The sequence below is a fragment of the Novosphingobium sp. AP12 genome (genome assembly GCF_000281975.1).
In the GTDB taxonomy this organism is placed as follows: domain Bacteria; phylum Pseudomonadota; class Alphaproteobacteria; order Sphingomonadales; family Sphingomonadaceae; genus Novosphingobium.
On record NZ_AKKE01000067.1, the window covers coordinates 1 to 18,678 of the forward strand.

An 18,678-nucleotide genomic window follows, 5' to 3' on the forward strand; every position below is an offset into this window, starting at 1 on the left:
CGGCGGCTTCGACGACCGCCTGCGCCGCGCTGCCGCGCGTGGCGAACAGGGCCGTGATCTCGTCTTCCGACAGTCCCGTGCCGCTGGCGGCACGGTCGAGAATGCGGTGGATGCGGCTGGCGACTGGACCCTCATGGCGGCGGCCCAGCGGCGAGGTGACTTTGCCGGGCGCATGCTCTGACATGCCCGGGCTCCACTGGCTGTCGCGGCCGAGGCTTTCGGAATCGGACAGCTTCAGCACTGCCGGACGGATCGCCGGGTCGAGCCAGCCGTCTTCCTCGACGAAGCGCGGGTAGACCGTTAGGCGCTCGACCAGCGGCATGCCGGCCCTCGCGCAGATGGCTTCGAGGCGATCGATCTCGGGCCAGGCGGCCTCGGGATTGACGTGATCCTGCGTGACGGGGGAGATGCCGCCCCAGTCGTCGATGCCGGCATCGATCAGTTCGGCGAGGCGCTCGTCGTTGAGGTTGGGCGGGGCCTGCACCGAAACCTCGAGCGGCATGACGATGCGCGCGGCGGCGATGGTGCGCAGGAAATCGGCCTCGCTCGCCTCGATGGCGCCGGACATCTTGGTGCCGGGCTTGGGGCAGAAGTTCTGGACGATCACTTCCTGCAGGTGGCCATGCGCCTCGTGCAGGTCGCGCAGCGCGAGGAGCGCCTCGATGCGCTCGCGCGGGGTTTCGCCGATACCGATGAGTACGCCGCTGGTGGTGGCGACCTTCGCACGGCCCGCCGCTTCGAGCGAGGCGAGGCGCACGGCGGGCAGCTTGTCGGGCGAGCCGTGGTGGCACATGCCCTTATCCATCAGCCGGTCCGAGGTGCTCTCCAGCATCAGCCCGACGGAAGCCGCGACCGGGCGCAGCATCCGCCAGTCGGCCTCGTCCAGCACGCCCGCGTTGACGTGGGGGAGCAGGCCGGTTTCCCGGAGCACCAGCGCGGCGCAGTGGCGCACGTAGTCGATGGTACGCTCGAACCCGCGCTCGGCCAACCATTCGCGGGCCACGGAATAGCGCCGTTCGGGCGCATCGCCGAGCGTGAACAGCGCTTCCTTGCACCCGGCCGCCGCGCCGGCGCGGGCGATCTCCAGCACCTGCTCTTCCGAGAGATAGGGCGATTCCAGCCGCGAGGGCGTCGTCGCGAAGGTGCAGTAGTGGCAGACGTCAGCGCAGAGGCGCGTGAGCGGGATGAAGACCTTGGGCGAATAGGTCATCCGCGCGGGCGTGAGCGGCCCGTGGCGCGTATCACGGCGGGCGCGCGCTTCGGCCAGCACGTCGTCCAGCGGCGCGGCAAGGAGTCGGGTTATCAGTGCTTCGTCGTCGCGAGCCATGGTCATCCTGTTTCGATACGGGCTGCGGTCAGTGCTACGCGCGCAAGCCGCTCCCGAACCTCGGCATCGCACATGACTGTTCCCGTAACGGTGACGCAAAGGCCGCGCGCCTGCAAGTCCCCCGCATCGGCGGCGTCGGCCTCGTCGATCACCAGATGGTCGAGAAGATCGCCGTAGTGATCGGCGATCGAGGCGTTGCTCACCGGCCTGCCGAGTTCCCCCAGCAGCTTGGCGAGCGGGCCCTTGAGCGAGGTTCCACCCACCAGCGGCGAGACCGCCACCAGCGGCACCTTGCGCGCGCTGAGAGCCTCCCTCACGCCATCGACGGCGAGGATCGGATCGACGCTGAGGTACGGATTCGAGGGGCATAGGACGATTGCGCCCAGATCCTCGCGCGCCAGCGCCTCGGCGAAGGCGGGGGACATCGCGGCGCCGGGCGAGCCCTCGAACCGCACCCCCGTCGCGACCGGGCGGCACTGCTCGGCGACGAAGTAGCGCTGGAAGTCCAGCCAGCCCTCCGCCGTCTCGACCTGCGTGCGCAAAGGGGCGTCGCTCATGGGAATTATCGCGTGCGCGATACCGAGATTACGCGTCAGGCGGGCGGTCACCTGCGACAGCGTTTCGCCCTCGCGAAGCCGCCACGAGCGGGCGATGTGCATGCCCATGTCGCGGTCGCCGAGGTTGAACCAGTCCGCCTCGCCGAGGCCGCGCAGCATGGCCATCGCCTGCCACGTCTCGTCCTTGACGCCCCAGCCGCGCACCGTGTCGTTGAGGCCCGCCAGCGCATACGTCACAGAATCGATGTCCGGGCAAATCGTCAGGCCGAGGTGCTCAAAATCGTCGCCGGTGTTGACGACCACGGTCAGGTCCTCCGGCGCGAGGACCGCCGCGAGCCCCGCCGCCAGCTTGGCGCCGCCGACCCCGCCCGAGAGCGCCAATACGTGCTTTCCGCTCATCGAAACATGTCCTGTTCTACCGGGCGCAACCCGCTCGCCGCGCCTGGTCCGTCTTCTGCCGAGGTCCAGCGCCCGGCGCCGCGCACCAGCGCGACCGGAGCGCCTTCGTCGCCCTCGCCCATCGCCAGCGCCGCCATCGCCGCGACCGAGTCAGCGACAGCGATCACCGTGGCCTGCAGGGTCCGCCCGAACAGGTCGACCGCCCTGCCCCGCCGGTCCTCCAGTACGGTCAGCCCCGCGCAGCCGATGGCTGTGCCGACCGTGCCGATCCGCCAGGCGCGGCCCATCGAATCCGCGATCACGACCGCGACCTCGGCCCCGCTCGCCGCGCGCAGATCGGCACGGATGGCGCGCGCCGAGGCGTCGGGATCGACCGGCCAGAGCAGCACCGTCCCGGCATCTCCGCCCTCGACGTTGCTGGCGTCGATGCCCGCATTGGCGAGGACGTGGCCGGTCCTGTGCCGGGCGATGATCGCGGCGGGGTGCGGTCGCATGATCTCGGCGCTCTCGTCGAGGATCGCCTGCGCCATCGCCGCCTCGCGCCCGGTGCGCTTGGCGAGGTCCAAAGCCTCCTCGCCCGGCATCAGATCGGCAAGCTCCACCGTCCGCCCTTCGCTCTTGGAGACGATCTTCTGCGCGATCACGCAGATATCGCCGTCGCGTAAGGCGTCCCCGCCGGCGGCGAGCGCGGTGCAAATCGCTTGCGCTATCGACATGCCGGTGGCGAACATGGGCAATCCGGCAAGGGCACGCACGGTGAGTTCTGGAATAGCGGTCATTGATCCTCCCGGGCGCACCTTACGTCCGCAGCGGGCAACGACAATTACCAGCGCGAAGATTTCGCGGGAGAGATTAAGCAACATGGCATCAATCGCAGTCATCGGCGGCACCGGCGCACTGGGCAAGGGCATCGCCCGCAGGCTCGTGGCGGCAGGGCATCAGGTCACCATCGGCTCGCGTTCCGCCGACAAGGCGCAGGTCACCGCCGAGGAACTGGGAGCGGCGGGCTTCGCCGCGAATGCCGACGCGGCCGAGGGCAAGGACGTCGTCATCGTCGCCGTGCCGTTCGCCTCGCAGGGCGCGACGCTGGGCGAGATCCGGGACTGCGTGGGACAGGCCGTGGTGGTCGATACCACCGTGCCGCTGGTCCCCCCCAAGGTCATGCGCGTGCAGCTTCCCGCCGAGGGCAGCGCCGCCTTGCAGGCGCGCGAGCATCTCGGCCCCGACGCGCGGCTGGTCACGGCGTTCCACAACGTGTCCGCCCATCACCTCGATTCCGACCACGCGATCGACTGCGACGTGCTGGTGTTCTCGGACGACATCGAGGCGCGCAAGACCGTCGTCGATCTCTGCCCCGGCATGGGCATCCGTGGCCTCTCGGGCGGCGCGCTCGCCAATTCGGCGGCGGCCGAGGCGCTGACCTCGATCCTCATCTACATGAACAAGACCTACAACGCCGACGGCGCCGGCATCCGCTTCACCAACCTGACCGAGGCCCCCGCGATCCCGTGACCAACGCGCCGACGACATGGGCGCTGATCCCGATCAAGGCGCGAGGGCAAGGCAAGACCCGCCTCGCCGGCGCGCTCTCGCCTTGCGAGCGCGAGGGGCTGGTCGAGGCGATGCTGGCGCATGTGGTCGGGGTGGCGGAAGGCGTGGTGGCGCGCGTGATGCTGGTGGGGCCGGAGCGAGCGGGAGTCGGCGCCGGGCTTGAACGCATCGGGGATGCGGGCGGCGGACTCAATGCGGCGCTGGAACAGGCCTTGGCCGAAATTGCCGGGCGCGGCGATGCGCCCGCCCGGCTGATCTTCCTTCCCGCCGATCTTCCCTGCGTTTCGGCGGCGGAAATCGAGAAACTGGCGCAGCTTCCACCCGGCACGGTCGGCATCGCGCCCGACCGGCATGGACGCGGCACCAATGCGCTCTCGCTGCCCTTGCCCGAGGCGGCAGGATGGCGCTTCCACTTCGGCAGCGACAGCGCCGCACTGCACCGGACGGCGGCTGAAATCCTCGGGTTGAACGCGGTGACGATCACCGGGCCGGGACTGGAGAAAGACATAGACGAGCCCGGCGATCTCGCTGATGCTGGACACCTGTTCAGCCTCTCGACCTGATCGCGGGGGCGCGAAAAAGCCGAAAACGGCACGACACGGCGGAGAGGGATCAAGTGCAGGCAAGCGACATCGACCTGACCGGCCAGGTGGCCTTCGTGACCGGCGGCGGCGGCGGCATCGGCCGCGCCATCGCGCTGTGCATGGCTGACATGGGCGCCGACGTCGCGATCATCGAAGCCGTCCCCGAACGCTGCGAGCAGGTCACGCGGATGATCGAGGCACGTGGCCGCCGCGCGCTCTGCATCCCCGGCAACGTCATGGACGTGGAGGTGCTGCAGGACGCCGTGGCCAAGGCCGCCGACACCTTCGGCCGGCTCGACATCCTCGTGAACAACGCGGGCGGGGTGACCCGGCGCGGCTTCCTCGACCTCACCGAGAAGAACTGGCGGCGGCACATCGACCTCAACCTCGTCAGCAACCTCGCCGCGACGCAGGCGGCGGTGCCGGTGATGATCGCCGGCGGACGCGGCGGCGCGATCGTCAACGTCACCAGCATCGAGGCGAGCCGCGCGGCGCCGGGTTATGCGGTCTATGCCGCGTGCAAGGCGGGCATCAACAACCTGACCCGCACCCTCGCCCTCGAATTCGCCGAGCACGGCATCCGCGTGAACACCATCGCGCCCGACTACACGGTGACGCCGGGCACCCGGGGCAACTTCACCGGCGAGGTGGACGAGAGCAAGTGGTACCAGCCCAGCCCCGCGCAGGTGGAAGGCATCCGCAAGCGCATCCCCGCCGGCCGTGCCGGGATCGACGAGGAATGCGGCCGCGTCGCCGTGTTCCTCGCCTCGCCCATGGCCAGCTACGTGACGGGGACGATCATCCCCGTCGACGGCGGCTCGTGGGCCTCGGGCGGCTGGGTGCGCGACCGCAGCGATGCCTGGGTCCTGCCCCCCGAGATAACGGAATAACGGAGAGAGCGATGACCTTCACCCTCAGCACCAGCCTGCCCTTCGACCATATCGACAAGCCGCAGGAATGGGGCACGATGGAAGCCCTCCACCAGATCGCGAAGGCGGTTGAGGCGGCGGGGTTCTACGCTGGCACCGTCACCGACCACCCGGTGCCGTCCTCGCGCTGGCTCGACAACGGCGGGCACTATGCGCAGGACCCGTTCGTGATGCTCTCGATGCTCGGCGCGGCGACGACGACGCTTAAGCTCCAGACCAACATTCTCGTGCTGCCCTACCGCAACCCGTTCATCACCGCGCGGGCGGTGTCCAGCCTCGACCACTTCACCGCCGGGCGCGTGATCCTGGGTCTCGGCGCGGGCTACATGAAGGCCGAGTACAAGGCGCTCGGCGTCGATTTCGACAGCCGCAACGACATCATGGACGAATACATGAAGGCCATGAAGCTGGCCTGGACCGGCGAGGACTTCGCGTTCGAGGGCAACGGCTACACCGCGCTCGGCAACCGCGTGCTGCCGACCCCGGCGCAGCTGCCGCATCCGCCGCTGCTGGTCGGCGGCAACTCCAAGCGCGCCCTGCGCCGCGCGGTAGAGCTGGGCGACGCCTGGCATCCCTTCTTCGTGCCCAAGGCGATCACCGACACCGCCCGCACCGCCAACCTCGAGGGCGACGAAGACATCCTCGCCGCCATCGCTTACATGGCCGAGCACTGCGAGAAGGTCGGCCGCGCGGTGCCGCCCAAGGTCATCGCCTCCTCCACCTACTCGGTGAAGGCCGGCTGGGAAGCGCAGGAGGCGCTCGACCACTTCGCCAACCTCAAGTCGCTCGGCGTCGACGGTTCGGGCGCGACGATCTATACCGAGACCCGCGCCGAATACCTCGACGAGGCGCAGAAGTTCGGCGAAGAAGTGATCGCAAAGATCGACTTCTGAGCGTGACCACAGTCCCCGCCTCCACGCGCGAGGAATGGCGCCAGTCCTGGCCGACCGTGCTCGCCGCGCTGGTGGGGATGTCGTTCTATTCGGTCATCACCTACTCGCTGAGCACCTTCATCGGCCCGCTTGAGCACGAGTTCGGCTGGAGCCGCACGGCGCTGTCCTCCGGCCTGACGATCTTCGCGGCGATCTCGATGCTCGGTGGGCCGTTCGTAGGCCTCGCGGTGGACCGGCTGGGCACCCGCAGGATTGCGATCACCTGCATGGCGCTGTCGGGTCTGGCCTTCGCCGCCTTCAGCCTCGTCGACGGCTCGCTGGTGCAGTGGACCGCGCTTTACGTGATCTACGGCGTCGTTGCGCTGGGCATCAAGTCGACGGTGTGGAGCGCGGGAATCTCCAGCGTCTTCACCAAAGGCCGCAGCCTCGCGCTGGCGGTGATGCTGAGCGGCTCGGCGGTCGGCCAGACGCTCGCGCCGATCACCGCCAACGCGCTCATCAACGCCTTCGGCTGGCGCTCCGCCTATATCTGGCTGGGCCTCGGCTGGGCAGGCCTCGCGCTGGTGCTGACGGTGTTCCTCTACTTCGACGCCCATGCCCGCAAGGCACGGGTGATCGACAAGACGGCGGTGAAAGGCCCGGTGGTGATCCTGCCCGGCCTCACCCTCCCCCAGGCGATCCGCGACGCGCGGGTGCTGCGCATCGGCGCGGCGACGCTGCTGTCCTCGGTGGTCGGCTCGGGCGTCACCGTCCATCTCGTGCGCATCGTCTCGGAGAGCGGCATCCCGATGAACCGCGCGGTCGAGATCGCCGCGCTGGCCGGGATCGCCGGGATCGTCGGCAAGCTCGGCTGCGGCTGGCTGCTCGACAAGGTGCAGGGCAGCGTGATCCCGTTCCTCGGCTTCGCGGTGGGCAGCCTCGGGCACTTCCTGCTGATCGGCCTGTTTGCCGGCGCGCTGCCGATGGTGGTCGGCGTGATGTGCATCGGCTTCGCCTCGGGCGCGGGGCTTCAGATCTCGACCTACCTCATCAGCCGCTACGCCGGCCTGCGCAACTTCGGCACGATCATGGGCACGATCGCCTCGACGATGATGGCGGGCGCGGCGATCGGCCCCCTCTTCGCAGGAGCCGTCCACGACGCGACCAGCAGCTACGACCTGCTCGAAACCATCGCCGCGCCCGCCATGTTCGTCGCCGCGCTGCTGTTCGTCGGGCTCGGGCCTTACCCAGTATTCCCCGACCCGCAGGCACAGGACTGAACGCCCATGGACCGCCTTGCCATCGAGTTCATCAGCGTCCTCGGCCTCCCGCCGGTCGAGTTCGTGAAGCTGGCGGCAGACCTCGGCGTCGGCCACATCGGCCTCGCGCCGAAACCGATAACCGCCAATCCGCACGGATATCCTGCGTGGGACCTGCTGGCAGACACGGCCCTGCGCCGCGAGACGCTCGCCGCCATGGCCGACACCGCCGTACAGGTATCGCTCGGCGAAGGCTTCCTCATCCGCGACGGGCTGGACGCTGACGCTTTCGCCCCGATGCTCGACCTGTTCGCGGAATTGGGCGCGCCGCTGGTCAATGCGGTGAACATGGTCGCCTCGGCCGAGCCCTTCGGCCGTTTCGCCGAAATGGCGAGGACACGCGGCATGGTTGCCACGGTCGAGTTCCTGCCGCTGATGCCGCCCGCCTCGTTCGCCAAGGCGCTGGCGTTCACAGATGCCTGCGGATCGGACAACGCGCGGGTGCTCGTCGATGCAATGCACTTCTTCCGGGGCGGGAGCGGTGTCGAGGAACTGACCGGCATCGACCCTTCGCGCATCGGCTACGTCCAGATTTGCGATGTGCCCATGCCCGCGCGCATGACGGACTACGGTCTCGAAGCGCGCGAGAACCGGCTCGGCCCCGGCGAAGGCGATCTGCCGTTGGCAGACTTCATCGCAGCGATTCCCGCGGATGTGATCGTCGGTTTGGAAGTGCCGCAAGTAGGCAGGGCGCAGGATGCGGGCCCGGCCGAACGACTGGCCCCGATGATCGCCATCGCGCGCGCCTTGCTGAACTAAATCACATCGTCCCGGACCTCATCCGGGAACGCTCGCAAGGCTGCGCGGGATTTCGACGAAGCGCAGAACTGCAGCGGCCCACGGTCGAGCCGGAGACGACGGGCTACCTCAGAACTCGCCTGCAATCGCCGCGTTGAACGCGCGCACAGCCGCTCCCTCATCCCCGCCCCACACCGCGCCGGAGACCGCCAGGAAATCGGCGCCTGCACGGATCAGCGGCGGGCAGTTTTCCGGGGTGATGCCGCCGATGGCGACGCAGGGGATCTCGAAGATCGACTGCCACCATTCAAGCAGGTCGAGCCCCGCGACGTGCTTGGTTTCCTTGGTGGTGGTCGGGTAGAACGCGCCGAACGCCACGTAGTCCGCGCCGCCCTCGCCCGCTTCCATGGCGAAGTGGCGGCTGGCGTTGCAGGTTACGCCGATCTGCGCGTCCTTGCCCAGTTCGCCGCGCGCTTCCTCGATCGAGCCGTCGTCCTGCCCCAGATGCACCCCGTCGGCGCCGAGGCGCTTGGCGAGGCCGATCGAATCGTTGACGATGAACGCCACTTCCCGGTCGGAACATATGCGCAGCAAGGGCTCGGCCAGCTTGGCGGCGGCGTGCTGGTCGATGTCCTTGACGCGGAACTGGAAGGCTGCGACCGGCCCAGCGTCCAGCGCGCGGGCAAGGCGGTCGGGAAACGCCCCGCCGACTTCGAGCGGCGAGATCAGGTAAAGCTGCGTGGGTTCGCGCGGGATTTCATCGGTCATACCCTGCCTCTAGCTGCGAGTGGTCGGAACGCCAAGTGTTCCGGAACCGTTCAGGCGCAAGCGTGTTGGTTCGGGCGCATGAGGACCCCATTTGCATTCGCGGCGACCGCCGCTTTCGCGCTTGCCGCCTGCACGGTGATCCCGCCGGCTGATCCCTCGCGGATGCAGGGCGCCTATGCACCGCAGTACCCGGCCCCGGCCGCGCCGCAGTCTGCGCCTTTGCCAGCACAGATGCCGGGACCCGCGCCTATGCCTGTCTACACGCCGGCTCCTGATTACACCCCGCCTCCGGCGCAAATGCCGGTTCCCGAACAGGGTCCGGCCCTCACCTACGCGGCGCTGAACCAGACGGTGAGCGTGGATGGCCCGCGCGTGACGCCGCTCGAAGTGCTGGAAGACAGCCGCTGCCCCATGAATGCCCGCTGCGTCTGGGCCGGTCAGCTGCGCCTGCGCGTCCGGATCGAGAGCGGCACCGGCGGGACCATCGAACTGACCTCGGGCAAGCCGGCAAACGTCGCCGACGGTACTCTCGAACTTGTCGAGGTCCGCCCCGACAAGGTCGCCGGCAGCGGAAACGGCGCCGTGAAGCCCGCCGACTACCGCTTCGGCCTGCGCTTCATGGGCGGGTACTAGGCGCCGTTTTCAACATTGCGACCGCTCTCTCACGCCAACAAAAAAGGCGGCGCCCGACGGCACCGCCTCCCTGTATTTCGCCCTGAACGATCAGGCGGTGGCGACGACTTCCACCTTCTGGGTCGAGCCCTGGTAGATCTCGTCGATCGCCTCGCCCAGCGCCGTATCGAACTCCGCGTCGCTCATCTGCGAGCGCAGGTCCGATAGCAGCGCGCGGCTGAAGCTCGCGATGATGCCCTTGTTCTTCGCGAGTTCGACGCAGGCCTCGGAGCGCGAGAAGCCGCCCGAGAGCGCGACTACCCGCAGGACCTTCGGGTGCTCAACCAGGGCGTCGAAAGTGCCCGGCACCACCGGCAGCGAAAGCTTGAGCATGACCTGCTTGCCCTCGGGCAGTTCGTCCAGGTTCTTGAGGATTTCATCGCGCAGGATCGCGTCGCACTGGCTCCGCGTCTCGCTCTTGATGTTCACCTCGGGCTCGATGATCGGCATCATCTCGTGGCCGAGCACCTGCAGGCCGATCTCAAACTGTTGCTTGACGACGGCGGCGATGCCCGTCGCGTTTGCCGAGTTGATGACCGAACGCTCCTTGGTGCCGAACACGCCCAGCGCCTTCGAACGCGCCAGCAGCGTGTCGAGGGTGGGGTTGGGCTTCATCAGCTGGACGCCGTCGGCTTCGTCTTCGAGGCCCTTGTCGATCTTGATAAAGGGCACCACACCCTTGGCGATCAGCGCCTCGGGGGTCGGCACGCCATTGACCTTGCCGTCCATGGTGCGTTCGAACAGGATCGCACCGATGACCTTTTCACCGGTGAAGGCAGGCGATGCAATGATCCGCGCGCGCATTTCGTGGATCAGGCCGAACATCTCCTCCTCGTTCGACCATGCGCCCTCCTCGATGCCGTAGCCCTTCAGGGCCTTGGGCGTGGAACCGCCGCTCTGGTCGAGCGCGGCGATGAAACCGTCGCCGTCGGCCATCTTGGCGGTCATGTCTGAATACTGCATGGTTTCTCCTCCTGAGTTGTTCAGCACTTGTCATAAGCCTATCCCGAGGCCCGTTATTTCGCAACTGCGGCAGAGCCGGTGGGGCGTTTAGTGCGGGAGCGCGCGCTCCTTCAGCGGCAAAGTACGCCGCGCCCTCTCGCGCAGCATAGCTCCTATTTTGGCGCGCATCGGCACGTCGACCCAGCGCACCGCCGCCCATCCCAGCGCGACGCAGCACCCGAGGTAAACTGCCCCCATCAGCACCGGGTTCCACCCGAGGTCGTCCTTGAAATAGCGTAGCGGCTCCATCAGTGCCCAGTGCACGGCGTAGACCGCATAGGACACTTCGCCGAGGAACCAGGCAGCGGGTGCCAGCGCGCGCGACGGCTCGCAGCGAGCCCCAAGCCAGACCAGCAAGGGCGAGACGACGATGCTGCACACAAGGTCGTAGTACGCGTCGGGCACCGAGGTCAGATTCAGCATCAGCATCGCGGCAATCGCGGCAAGACAGGCGAAGCCGAGCCATCCGGCGGGGCGCACCTCGGGCAGCGGCAGCCGCGCGAGCAGGACCCCTGCCGTGAACGACATCGTCGTGCGCACTATCGAGATGCCGACCTGATGCCATACCGCCCCGAGATTGCCGCCCTCGTTTTCCAGAACGGCCAGTGCGAACCACCACGCCGCGACCAGCGTCACCGCAAGCAGCGCGATCCGTGGCAGCCTGAAAAGTACGAGCACTAGCCCCAGGTTCGCCACCAGCTCGAAGAACAGCGACCACGCCGGCACGTTGAGCGGAAACAGCGTGTTCGTCGCCGGCGATGGCAGCATGAGCAGGTTGAACGGCAGCGCCCGCGCCATCATCCCGTAGCTGTAGACGTTGCCCTGCCCGGTGAAGTGGTTCGATATCGCCGAAAGCGTCGTCACCACGATGCCCACCAGAAACAGCGGGTAGAGGCGGATCACCCGCTGCTTCATGAAGGCCCAGGCCGTCAGTCCCGCCTGCCATCGCGGCAGGTAGGTCTTGCAAAGCACGAAGCCGGATAGCGCAAAGAAGAAGTCCACCGCGACGTAGCCGTGCGGAGCCTGCGAGATGTTGTAGTGGAACAGCGCAACGGCAAGCGCGGCGATCCCGCGCATGCCGTCGAGCGTGACGTGCCGTCCTTCCCAGGGCGGCGCGGCGGCATGACGATCCTGATTCATGCGCGCCGCATACTCGCTTTGCCCGGTCTTGTCGCGATCAGGCGGAAAGCGCCGCGACGCCCGGCAGTTCCTTGCCTTCCATCCATTCGAGGAAAGCACCGCCGGCGGTCGAGATATAGGTGAAGTCCTGAGCTACGCCAGCGTGGTTGAGCGCCGAGACGGTATCGCCTCCGCCCGCGACCGAAACCAGCGAACCCTCGACGGTCAGTGCCGCAGCAGTCCTGGCGAGCGCGACGGTGGCTGCGTCGAAGGGCGCCATCTCGAACGCACCGAGCGGACCGTTCCAGACCAGCGTGCGGCAGGTCTTGAGCACGTCGCCCAGCGTTTCGGCAGCGGCAGGACCGGCGTCGAGGATCATCTCATCAGCAGCGACTTCGTGGACGTTGCAGGTACGAAGCGAGGGCGGGTTGGCTGCGAATTCCTTCGAGACGACGACGTCGTAGGGAAGGTGAACGGTGCAGCCAGAAGCCTCGGCATTGGCGAGGATTTCGTTGGCGGTGCCCGTCAGGTCGTGCTCGCAAAGCGACTTGCCCACGTCCACACCCTTGGCGGCGAGGAAGGTGTTGGCCATGCCGCCGCCGATGATGAGATGGTCGACCAGAGTGACGAGATGCTTGAGCACGTCGAGCTTGGAGGAAACCTTGGCGCCCCCGACGACGGCCGCGACCGGCTTCTCGGGCTTGCCGAGCGCCTTTTCGAGCGCTTCCAGTTCAGCCTGCATCGAGCGGCCCGCATAGGCGGGAAGTACTTTGGCCAGACCCTCGGTGGTGGCATGCGCGCGATGGGCGGCGGAAAAGGCGTCGTTGACGTAGAAATCCGCATTGGCGGCGATCGCGTTGACGAGTTCGGGGTCGTTCTTTTCCTCGCCCTTCCAGAAGCGCGTGTTCTCGAGGATGGCGATGTCGCCGGCGCGCAGGATGCCGATCGACTGCGCGACCACGGGGCCGGCGATCTCTGGCACGAACATCACTTCCTTGCCGAGCACCTTCTCGACTTCGCCGACCACCATCGAAAGCGACATCGTCGACGAACGCTCGCCCTTGGGGCGGCCGAAGTGCGCGAGCAGGAGGACCTTGGCGCCCTTGTCCGACAGTTCCAGGATCGTCGGCAGCGCCGCACGGATGCGGGTGTCGTCGGTGACCGTGCCATCCTGCATGGGCAGGTTGAGGTCGACGCGCACCAGCGCGACCTTGCCGTTCACGTCACCAAGGTCATCAAGGGTCCTGAAAGCGCTCATCTCTCGATCCTTATCTCGTCGCCGACGGTGATTTCACCGCCCTCCAACACCGCACCCAGTACGCCGCCGCGCCAGTCGGGCGTCAGTGCGGCTTTAAGGCCCGGAGCTATTTCCTCCATGCGGCTGCACGGATCGCATTCCATGGTCACGCTTATGCGCACGCTGTCTCCGATCGTAAGGATGTAGCCTGCCTCGCGAGGCAGACGCAGTCCTTCGACCAGGAAATTCGCGCGCCGAGCCGACCATGCCGGGGCATCGCTCCCCGATAGTACGAGGTCATCCAGCGCATCACGCCAGCTTTCGACCTCGATCAACGAAACCTGCCGCTTGGGCTTGCGTCCCGGACGCACCGCGCCGCGAAAGTCCCCCTGGACTCCCGCGGCGACAGTGACGGTGACGGATTGCAGTTCCTCCATCGGCCCGCGCGGTCTTGCATGCCGCGCGATGCCGATGAGGCGGCCCGTCGCCATCGTATCGATCAGAGCAGACCGCCCATCACGCCGGCCGTGTCGACCATGCGGTTGGAGAAGCCCCACTCGTTGTCGTACCACGACAGCACGCGCACCAGCTTGCCTTCGAGAACCGAGGTCTCGAGGCTGTCGATGGTCGACGAGTGCGAATCGTGGTTGAAGTCGATCGAGACCAGCGGCTCCTCGGTGTAGCCGAGCACGCCCTTGAGTTCGCCTTCCGCGGCAGCCTTGAGCAGTGCGTTGACTTCCTCGGTGGTGGTGTCGCGCTTGGGCACGAAGGTCAGGTCGACGACCGAGACGTTCGGGGTCGGCACGCGGATCGACGAACCGTCGAGCTTGCCGGCGAGGTCCGGGAGCACGAGGCCGACGGCAACGGCGGCGCCGGTGCTGGTCGGAATCATGTTCATCGCGGCAGCGCGGGCACGGCGCGGATCGCTGTGGATTTGGTCGAGGATCTTCTGGTCGTTGGTATACGAGTGGATCGTCGTCATCAGGCCGCGCTCGATGCCGATGGCTTCGTGCAGGACCTTGGCGAACGGCGCCAGGCAGTTGGTGGTGCACGAGGCGTTCGAGACGACCAGATGGTCGGCGGTCAGCTTGTCGTGGTTCACGCCGAATACGACGGTCAGATCGACGCCCTTGGCCGGGGCCGAAATCAGCACGCGCTTGGCACCGGCTTCGAGGTGCTTCGAAGCGCTGGCCTTATCGGTGAAGAAGCCGGTGCATTCGAGCGCGATGTCGATGCCGTTGGCGGCGTGCGGCAGGTTCGCCGGATCACGCTCGGCAGTCACCTTGATGCGCTTGCCATTGACGATCAGGTCGTCGCCGTCGACTTCGACGGTGCCCGAGAACGGGCCATGGACGCTGTCGCGCTTGAAGAGGAGAGCGTTCGCCTTGGCGCTCGCGAGGTCGTTGATCGAAACCAGCTCGAGGTCGTGGTCGGTACGCTCGAGAATGGCGCGGGCGACGTTGCGCCCAATACGTCCGAAACCGTTGATCGCAACCTTGGTCGCCATGTAAATCTCCTCCTACTTAGGCGCTGAGCTTGTCCAGAATTTTCGGAACGATCGACTCGACGGTGAAGCCGAAGCGCTCGAACAGGACCTTGGCCGGGGCCGACGCGCCGAAGCGGTCCAGACCGATGTTGAGGCCGCCATTGCGGCTGAAGGCGGTGTAGCGTTCCCAGCCCTGCGTGATGCCGGCCTCGATCGAGACGCGCAGGATCGCGGGATCGTTGGGAAGGATTTCGCGCTGGTAGGCTTCGTCCTGGGCCGCGAACAGTTCCATGCAGGGCATCGAGACAACGTCGGCGCCGATGCCCTGGGCTTGCAGTTCGTCACGCACCTTGACGGCGAGTTCGACTTCCGAGCCGGTGGCGATCAGGATGACCTTGCGGTCGCCTTCCGCGCTGCGCAGCGTGTAGGCGCCGCGGGCGGAAAGCATGTCACCCGAGCTGCGCAGCTGCGGCAGGTTCTGGCGGGTGAGCGCCAGAACCGAAGGCGTCTCCTGCGCTTCGAGCGCGAGGTTCCAGCACTCCGCCGTCTCGATGACGTCGGCCGGACGGAACACGTAAAGGTTCGGGATCAGGCGCATCGACATGACATGCTCGACCGGCTGGTGGGTCGGGCCATCCTCGCCAAGGCCGATGCTGTCATGCGTCAGCACGTAGATCACGCGGGTCTGTTGAAGCGCCGAGAGGCGGATCGCGTTGCGGCAGTAGTCCGAGAAGATCAGGAACGTGCCGCCGTAGGGGATCACGCCGCCGTGGAGCGCCATGCCGTTCATCGCCGCGGCCATGCCGAACTCACGGATGCCGTAATAGACGTAGCGGCCCGAGTAGTCCTGGGGGTTGAACGGTGCCTGGCACTTGGCCTTGGTGTTGTTCGAGCCGGTGAGGTCGGCCGAGCCGCCGATCATCTCGGGGATCGCCGGAGCCAGCACGTTGAGCCAGTTTTCCGACGCCTTGCGGGTGGCGACGTTGGTATCGCCGGCAACCCAGTCGGTGAGCGCCTTGCGCACGCCGTCCGTATCGGGAAGCTCGCCCGCCATGCGGCGCGTGAATTCTGCGCCCTTGTCGCTGGCGGCGAGACGCGCTTCCCACTCGGTGCGGGCGGCGGCGCCCCGGGCGCCCAGCGAGCGCCAGTCGGCGAGGATTTCGGCGGGGATTTCGAACGGGGCCGAAGTCCATCCCAGGTGTTCGCGGGCAGCCTCGATCTCGGCTGCGCCGAGCGGCGCGCCGTGAACGTCGTGGCCGCCCTGCTTGTTGGGGGCGCCCTTGCCGATGACGGTACGGCAGGAGACGAGGCTGGGACGATCCGAAGCGGCGGCGGCGGCCAGCGCACGCTCGATGTCGGCGAAGTCATGGCCGTCGCAGTCGAACACGTCCCAGCCCGAAGCGCGGTAGCGTGCCTGGATGTCTTCGGTGGTCGACAGCGACGTATCGCCATCGATGGTGATCTTGTTGTTGTCCCAAAGGACCTTCAGGCGGCCCAGCTTGAGCGTGCCGGCAAGGCCGATAGCCTCGTGGTTGATGCCTTCCATCAGGCAGCCGTCACCGGCGATGACCCAGGTGTTGTGGTCGACCACGTCGTCGCCGAAGGTGGCGGCGAGGTGACGCTCGGCCATCGCCATGCCGACCGCCATCGCCAGGCCCTGGCCCAGCGGGCCGGTGGTGCACTCGACGCCCTCGATCAGGAAGTTCTCGGGGTGACCGGCGCAGACCGAGCCCATCTGACGGAAGCCGCGGATGTCGTCCAGCGTCGGGCTGGCGTAACCCGTCAGGTGCAGCAGCGAGTAGATCAGCATCGAGCCATGGCCGGCCGACAGCACGAAGCGGTCGCGGTCCGCCCACTTGGGCTGCGCGGGATCGAACTTCAGGAACTTGGCGTAAAGCACCGTGGCGACGTCGGCCATGCCCATCGGCATGCCAGGGTGGCCACTGTTGGCAGCCTGGACCGCATCCATCGACAGCGCCCGGATGGCGTTGGCCATCGGCGCGAGACGGTCGGGGGAGAGGGTCATGGGAAAGCTCCGGGCAGGCGAGAATTGCAGGACGATTCGTAACTTGGCTCCCCCTTTAGGCAGAGGCGACGTTCCGTCAAGTTTACCACCCCAAATCGCTCGGACACTCCCTCGAATGCTCGCACAAACCGCAGCTGCGGCGCAGCCCGGCGCATGTCCGGCACCAATCGAGCCCACCAACGTGACAAGATTGTGAACAACACCGCACAAGTGGTTGCCAGACGGATACTATGCGGCCAGCGAGGCGGAATGAATGAGGCTCCTGCCCTGCTTGCTCTCGACCGGATCGAGGAAGCGCTGGCGCGGATCGAGGCTGCAGCCCGCCCCGCCCGGACCGATGGCGAAGCCGATCTTCGCCGCCGCCACGACGATCTCAAAGCGTGCGTCGCACGGTCCCTGGCCGAGCTTGACGAACTGCTTGCCGAGCGGGGTCGCGGCTAATGGGCAACGTCACGCTCTCGATCGGCGGCCGCAACTTCACGCTTGCCAGCGCCGACGGAGAAGAAGCGCACGTCGCCAGGCTTGGCCGTCTCATTGATGAGAAAGCCGCCGCCTCGGGCGCGGCGGGCCAGACCGAGACGCGCATGCTGCTGTTCGCCGCCCTGATGATGGCCGATGAACTGCACGAGCTCCGCAGGCGCGTCGCCGAGCCGGCAGCGCCGGCACCGGCGGGAATTCCTCCAGTATTGGCCGAAAGGCTGGGCCGCATCGCTTCGCGTGTCGAAAATCTCGCATCCCTCCTTGAGAGTGACGCGCCGAGCGACTAGATAGGGACGTGACGGGATCTGCCCGGCACGTGCCGTTCGAACATCCCTGAGGCTATAAGCAAATCCTTTGGGGGCTGTCCCTGCCCGGATCCTGGTCCGATGCACATGGCTCCCACCTGACGTCGACGCGTCAGAGGATTTCTAGGAAACGACCCATGGTGGACCCGTCACCCCCCATTCCTTTCGCTGATGCAAAGGCCGCCCTCCGGCGGTCCCATCGTCAGGCGCGCGCCGAGCATGTCGCAGGGCTGCCCGCAGGGCTGCGCGCGCTGATGCTCAGCCGTCCGCCCGCGCCGCTGGTCGAGATGATTCCCGCCGACGCGATCGTCGGCGTCTATCACCCCGCCGGTTCGGAGGCGCCCGCTCTTGGATGGGCCCGCTGGCTGTCGGAGACCGGCCGCCGCGTCGCCCTGCCCTGGTTCGCTTCGCGGGGCGCGCCGATGGAGTTCCACATATGGGACAATCCCTGGGACGAATCGACGCTTTCCGTTGGGCCATGGCGTGCGCGGCAGCCCGACGAGAGCAGCGAATCCGTGATCCCCGATCTCGTGGTCGTTCCACTGCTGGCCTTCACCGCCAGCGGACACCGGCTCGGACAGGGCGGCGGGCACTATGACCGCTGGCTGGACGCCCATCCGCAGGTGCCGGCGATCGGCCTCGCATGGGACTGCCAGCTTGCCGACGAACTCCCCGTCGAGAGCCATGACCGCCCACTCGCCGCCATCGTCACGCCAACCCGCATGTACCATGTCGAACCGGTCGCAGGAGCATGACCCAGATGCGTGAAACCCCCACATGGCGAATCCCGGTCGGCATCCTCGCCCTGGTGGGCGCGCTGGCGCTCTACGGCATTGCCGTCGCCAGCCTGGTGCCGCCGCTGATCGGTGGGTGGAATGCGCTGGCGCAGACGCCGGTCTACGTCGTTCTCGGGATAATCTGGATCCTGCCTCTGGGGCGTTTCCTGATCTGGATGGAGACCGGCCGCTGGAGCGCGCCCGCCGAGTAATTCCCATGCGACGAAACGCACGGCGCACATACGAAAAAGGCCGGGACTAGCCCGGCCTTTTTTCTGTTTACTTCATCGTGCTGCTTACCACTTCCCGAGAAGTGGCGCGAGTGACGGGGCTCGAACCCGCGACCTCCGGCGTGACAGGCCGGCACTCTAACCAACTGAGCTACACCCGCGCAGCGATGAAAAAAGGCCGAGACAAGCCCGACCTCGTATATGTTTCCGGCTTGCCGGAATTCCGTGCCTTGTCAGGGGCATGGAATGCTTTCGTCTGCCAGGGCAGAAGAAATTCCCAAGTGGCGCGAGTGACGGGGCT

21 protein-coding genes and 1 tRNA gene are annotated in these 18,678 nt (G+C 67.2%); 11 read left to right on the forward strand and 11 right to left on the reverse strand.

Annotated features, from left to right (window positions below; translation table 11 throughout):
• From cofG to cofE, 3 genes are all read right to left on the reverse strand, one after another.
• The coding region (gene cofG, locus PMI02_RS11775) for a 7,8-didemethyl-8-hydroxy-5-deazariboflavin synthase CofG (protein ID WP_007682847.1) at positions 1-1,327 on the reverse strand (1,327 nt) is incomplete at its 3' end.
• A 2-nt stretch (positions 1,328-1,329) separates the two neighbouring features.
• Positions 1,330-2,283, reverse strand: a complete 954-nt coding sequence (gene cofD, locus PMI02_RS11780; protein ID WP_007682849.1) for a 2-phospho-L-lactate transferase — start codon at positions 2,281-2,283, stop codon at positions 1,330-1,332.
• Complete coding sequence (gene cofE, locus PMI02_RS11785) at positions 2,280-3,062, reverse strand: coenzyme F420-0:L-glutamate ligase (protein ID WP_007682851.1); 783 nt, start codon at positions 3,060-3,062, stop codon at positions 2,280-2,282. The genes cofD and cofE overlap by 4 nt, the downstream gene beginning before the upstream one ends.
• A gap of 82 nt (positions 3,063-3,144) precedes the next feature.
• Here cofE and npdG point away from each other — a divergent pair, with 82 nt between their 5' ends.
• Genes npdG through PMI02_RS11815 form a run of 6 tightly spaced genes read left to right on the forward strand, consistent with a single transcriptional unit; the run spans position 3,145 to position 8,297 of the window.
• Positions 3,145-3,795, forward strand: a complete 651-nt coding sequence (npdG, locus tag PMI02_RS11790) for an NADPH-dependent F420 reductase (RefSeq protein ID WP_007682852.1) — start codon at positions 3,145-3,147, stop codon at positions 3,793-3,795.
• Positions 3,792-4,397, forward strand: coding sequence for a 2-phospho-L-lactate guanylyltransferase (cofC, locus tag PMI02_RS11795; protein ID WP_007682853.1), 606 nt, complete (start codon positions 3,792-3,794; stop codon positions 4,395-4,397). Before npdG ends, cofC begins: the two co-directional genes overlap by 4 nt.
• Positions 4,398-4,450: 53 nt before the next feature.
• Complete coding sequence (locus tag PMI02_RS11800) at positions 4,451-5,308, forward strand: SDR family NAD(P)-dependent oxidoreductase (RefSeq protein WP_007682854.1); 858 nt, start codon at positions 4,451-4,453, stop codon at positions 5,306-5,308.
• A gap of 11 nt (positions 5,309-5,319) precedes the next feature.
• Positions 5,320-6,240, forward strand: coding sequence for a TIGR03619 family F420-dependent LLM class oxidoreductase (locus PMI02_RS11805; RefSeq protein ID WP_007682855.1), 921 nt, complete (start codon positions 5,320-5,322; stop codon positions 6,238-6,240).
• 2 nt (positions 6,241-6,242) lie between these two features.
• The gene (locus tag PMI02_RS11810) at positions 6,243-7,499 is read left to right on the forward strand and encodes an MFS transporter (protein WP_007682856.1); all 1,257 of its coding nucleotides are present in this window, start codon (positions 6,243-6,245) and stop codon (positions 7,497-7,499) included.
• A 6-nt stretch (positions 7,500-7,505) separates the two neighbouring features.
• Positions 7,506-8,297, forward strand: a complete 792-nt coding sequence (locus PMI02_RS11815) for a sugar phosphate isomerase/epimerase (protein WP_007682857.1) — start codon at positions 7,506-7,508, stop codon at positions 8,295-8,297.
• 108 nt (positions 8,298-8,405) lie between these two features.
• Here the strand turns inward: PMI02_RS11815 and thiE are convergent, their stop codons facing one another.
• Positions 8,406-9,044 carry a thiamine phosphate synthase gene (gene thiE / locus PMI02_RS11820; protein ID WP_007682858.1) on the reverse strand — a complete coding sequence of 213 codons (639 nt, stop codon included), beginning with the start codon at positions 9,042-9,044 and terminating at the stop codon, positions 8,406-8,408.
• A gap of 78 nt (positions 9,045-9,122) precedes the next feature.
• Between thiE and PMI02_RS11825 the strand changes: the two genes are divergently transcribed.
• Complete coding sequence (locus PMI02_RS11825) at positions 9,123-9,677, forward strand: hypothetical protein (RefSeq protein WP_036503556.1); 555 nt, start codon at positions 9,123-9,125, stop codon at positions 9,675-9,677.
• Positions 9,678-9,767: 90 nt separating this feature from the next.
• On the opposite strand, the gene PMI02_RS11830 is transcribed toward PMI02_RS11825, so the two are convergent.
• The 6 genes from PMI02_RS11830 to tkt form a co-directional block, all read right to left on the reverse strand.
• A complete protein-coding gene (locus tag PMI02_RS11830; RefSeq protein WP_007682860.1) occupies positions 9,768-10,679 on the reverse strand; it encodes a fructose bisphosphate aldolase in 912 nt (303 codons plus the stop codon).
• Between the two features lie 87 nt (positions 10,680-10,766).
• Positions 10,767-11,858 (reverse strand): acyltransferase, encoded by a 1,092-nt coding sequence (locus tag PMI02_RS11835; RefSeq protein ID WP_007682861.1) that lies wholly within the window; start codon positions 11,856-11,858, stop codon positions 10,767-10,769.
• A gap of 37 nt (positions 11,859-11,895) precedes the next feature.
• The gene (gene pgk, locus PMI02_RS11840) at positions 11,896-13,095 is read right to left on the reverse strand and encodes a phosphoglycerate kinase (protein WP_007682863.1); all 1,200 of its coding nucleotides are present in this window, start codon (positions 13,093-13,095) and stop codon (positions 11,896-11,898) included.
• On the reverse strand, positions 13,092-13,511 hold the full coding sequence (locus PMI02_RS11845; protein ID WP_007682865.1) for an MOSC domain-containing protein: 420 nt from the start codon (positions 13,509-13,511) through the stop codon (positions 13,092-13,094). The genes pgk and PMI02_RS11845 overlap by 4 nt, the downstream gene beginning before the upstream one ends.
• 62 nt (positions 13,512-13,573) lie before the next feature.
• A complete protein-coding gene (gene gap, locus PMI02_RS11850) occupies positions 13,574-14,581 on the reverse strand; it encodes a type I glyceraldehyde-3-phosphate dehydrogenase (RefSeq protein ID WP_007682868.1) in 1,008 nt (335 codons plus the stop codon).
• A gap of 16 nt (positions 14,582-14,597) precedes the next feature.
• On the reverse strand, positions 14,598-16,586 hold the full coding sequence (tkt, locus tag PMI02_RS11855) for a transketolase (RefSeq protein WP_007682870.1): 1,989 nt from the start codon (positions 16,584-16,586) through the stop codon (positions 14,598-14,600).
• Positions 16,587-16,835: 249 nt separating this feature from the next.
• Between tkt and PMI02_RS11860 the strand changes: the two genes are divergently transcribed.
• From PMI02_RS11860 to PMI02_RS11875, 4 genes are all read left to right on the forward strand, one after another.
• The gene (locus PMI02_RS11860; protein ID WP_007682872.1) at positions 16,836-17,027 is read left to right on the forward strand and encodes a hypothetical protein; all 192 of its coding nucleotides are present in this window, start codon (positions 16,836-16,838) and stop codon (positions 17,025-17,027) included.
• Complete coding sequence (locus PMI02_RS11865) at positions 17,027-17,353, forward strand: cell division protein ZapA (protein WP_007682873.1); 327 nt, start codon at positions 17,027-17,029, stop codon at positions 17,351-17,353. The genes PMI02_RS11860 and PMI02_RS11865 overlap by 1 nt, the downstream gene beginning before the upstream one ends.
• Positions 17,354-17,508: 155 nt before the next feature.
• On the forward strand, positions 17,509-18,126 hold the full coding sequence (locus tag PMI02_RS11870; RefSeq protein WP_007682876.1) for a 5-formyltetrahydrofolate cyclo-ligase: 618 nt from the start codon (positions 17,509-17,511) through the stop codon (positions 18,124-18,126).
• A gap of 5 nt (positions 18,127-18,131) precedes the next feature.
• Entirely contained in the window at positions 18,132-18,359 is a 228-nt protein-coding gene (locus PMI02_RS11875; protein ID WP_007682878.1) for a DUF2842 domain-containing protein, read from the forward strand.
• Between the two features lie 102 nt (positions 18,360-18,461).
• Here PMI02_RS11875 and PMI02_RS11880 read toward each other — a convergent pair.
• Positions 18,462-18,538 (reverse strand) — tRNA-Asp (locus PMI02_RS11880).
• Positions 18,539-18,678: the final 140 nt, after the last annotated feature.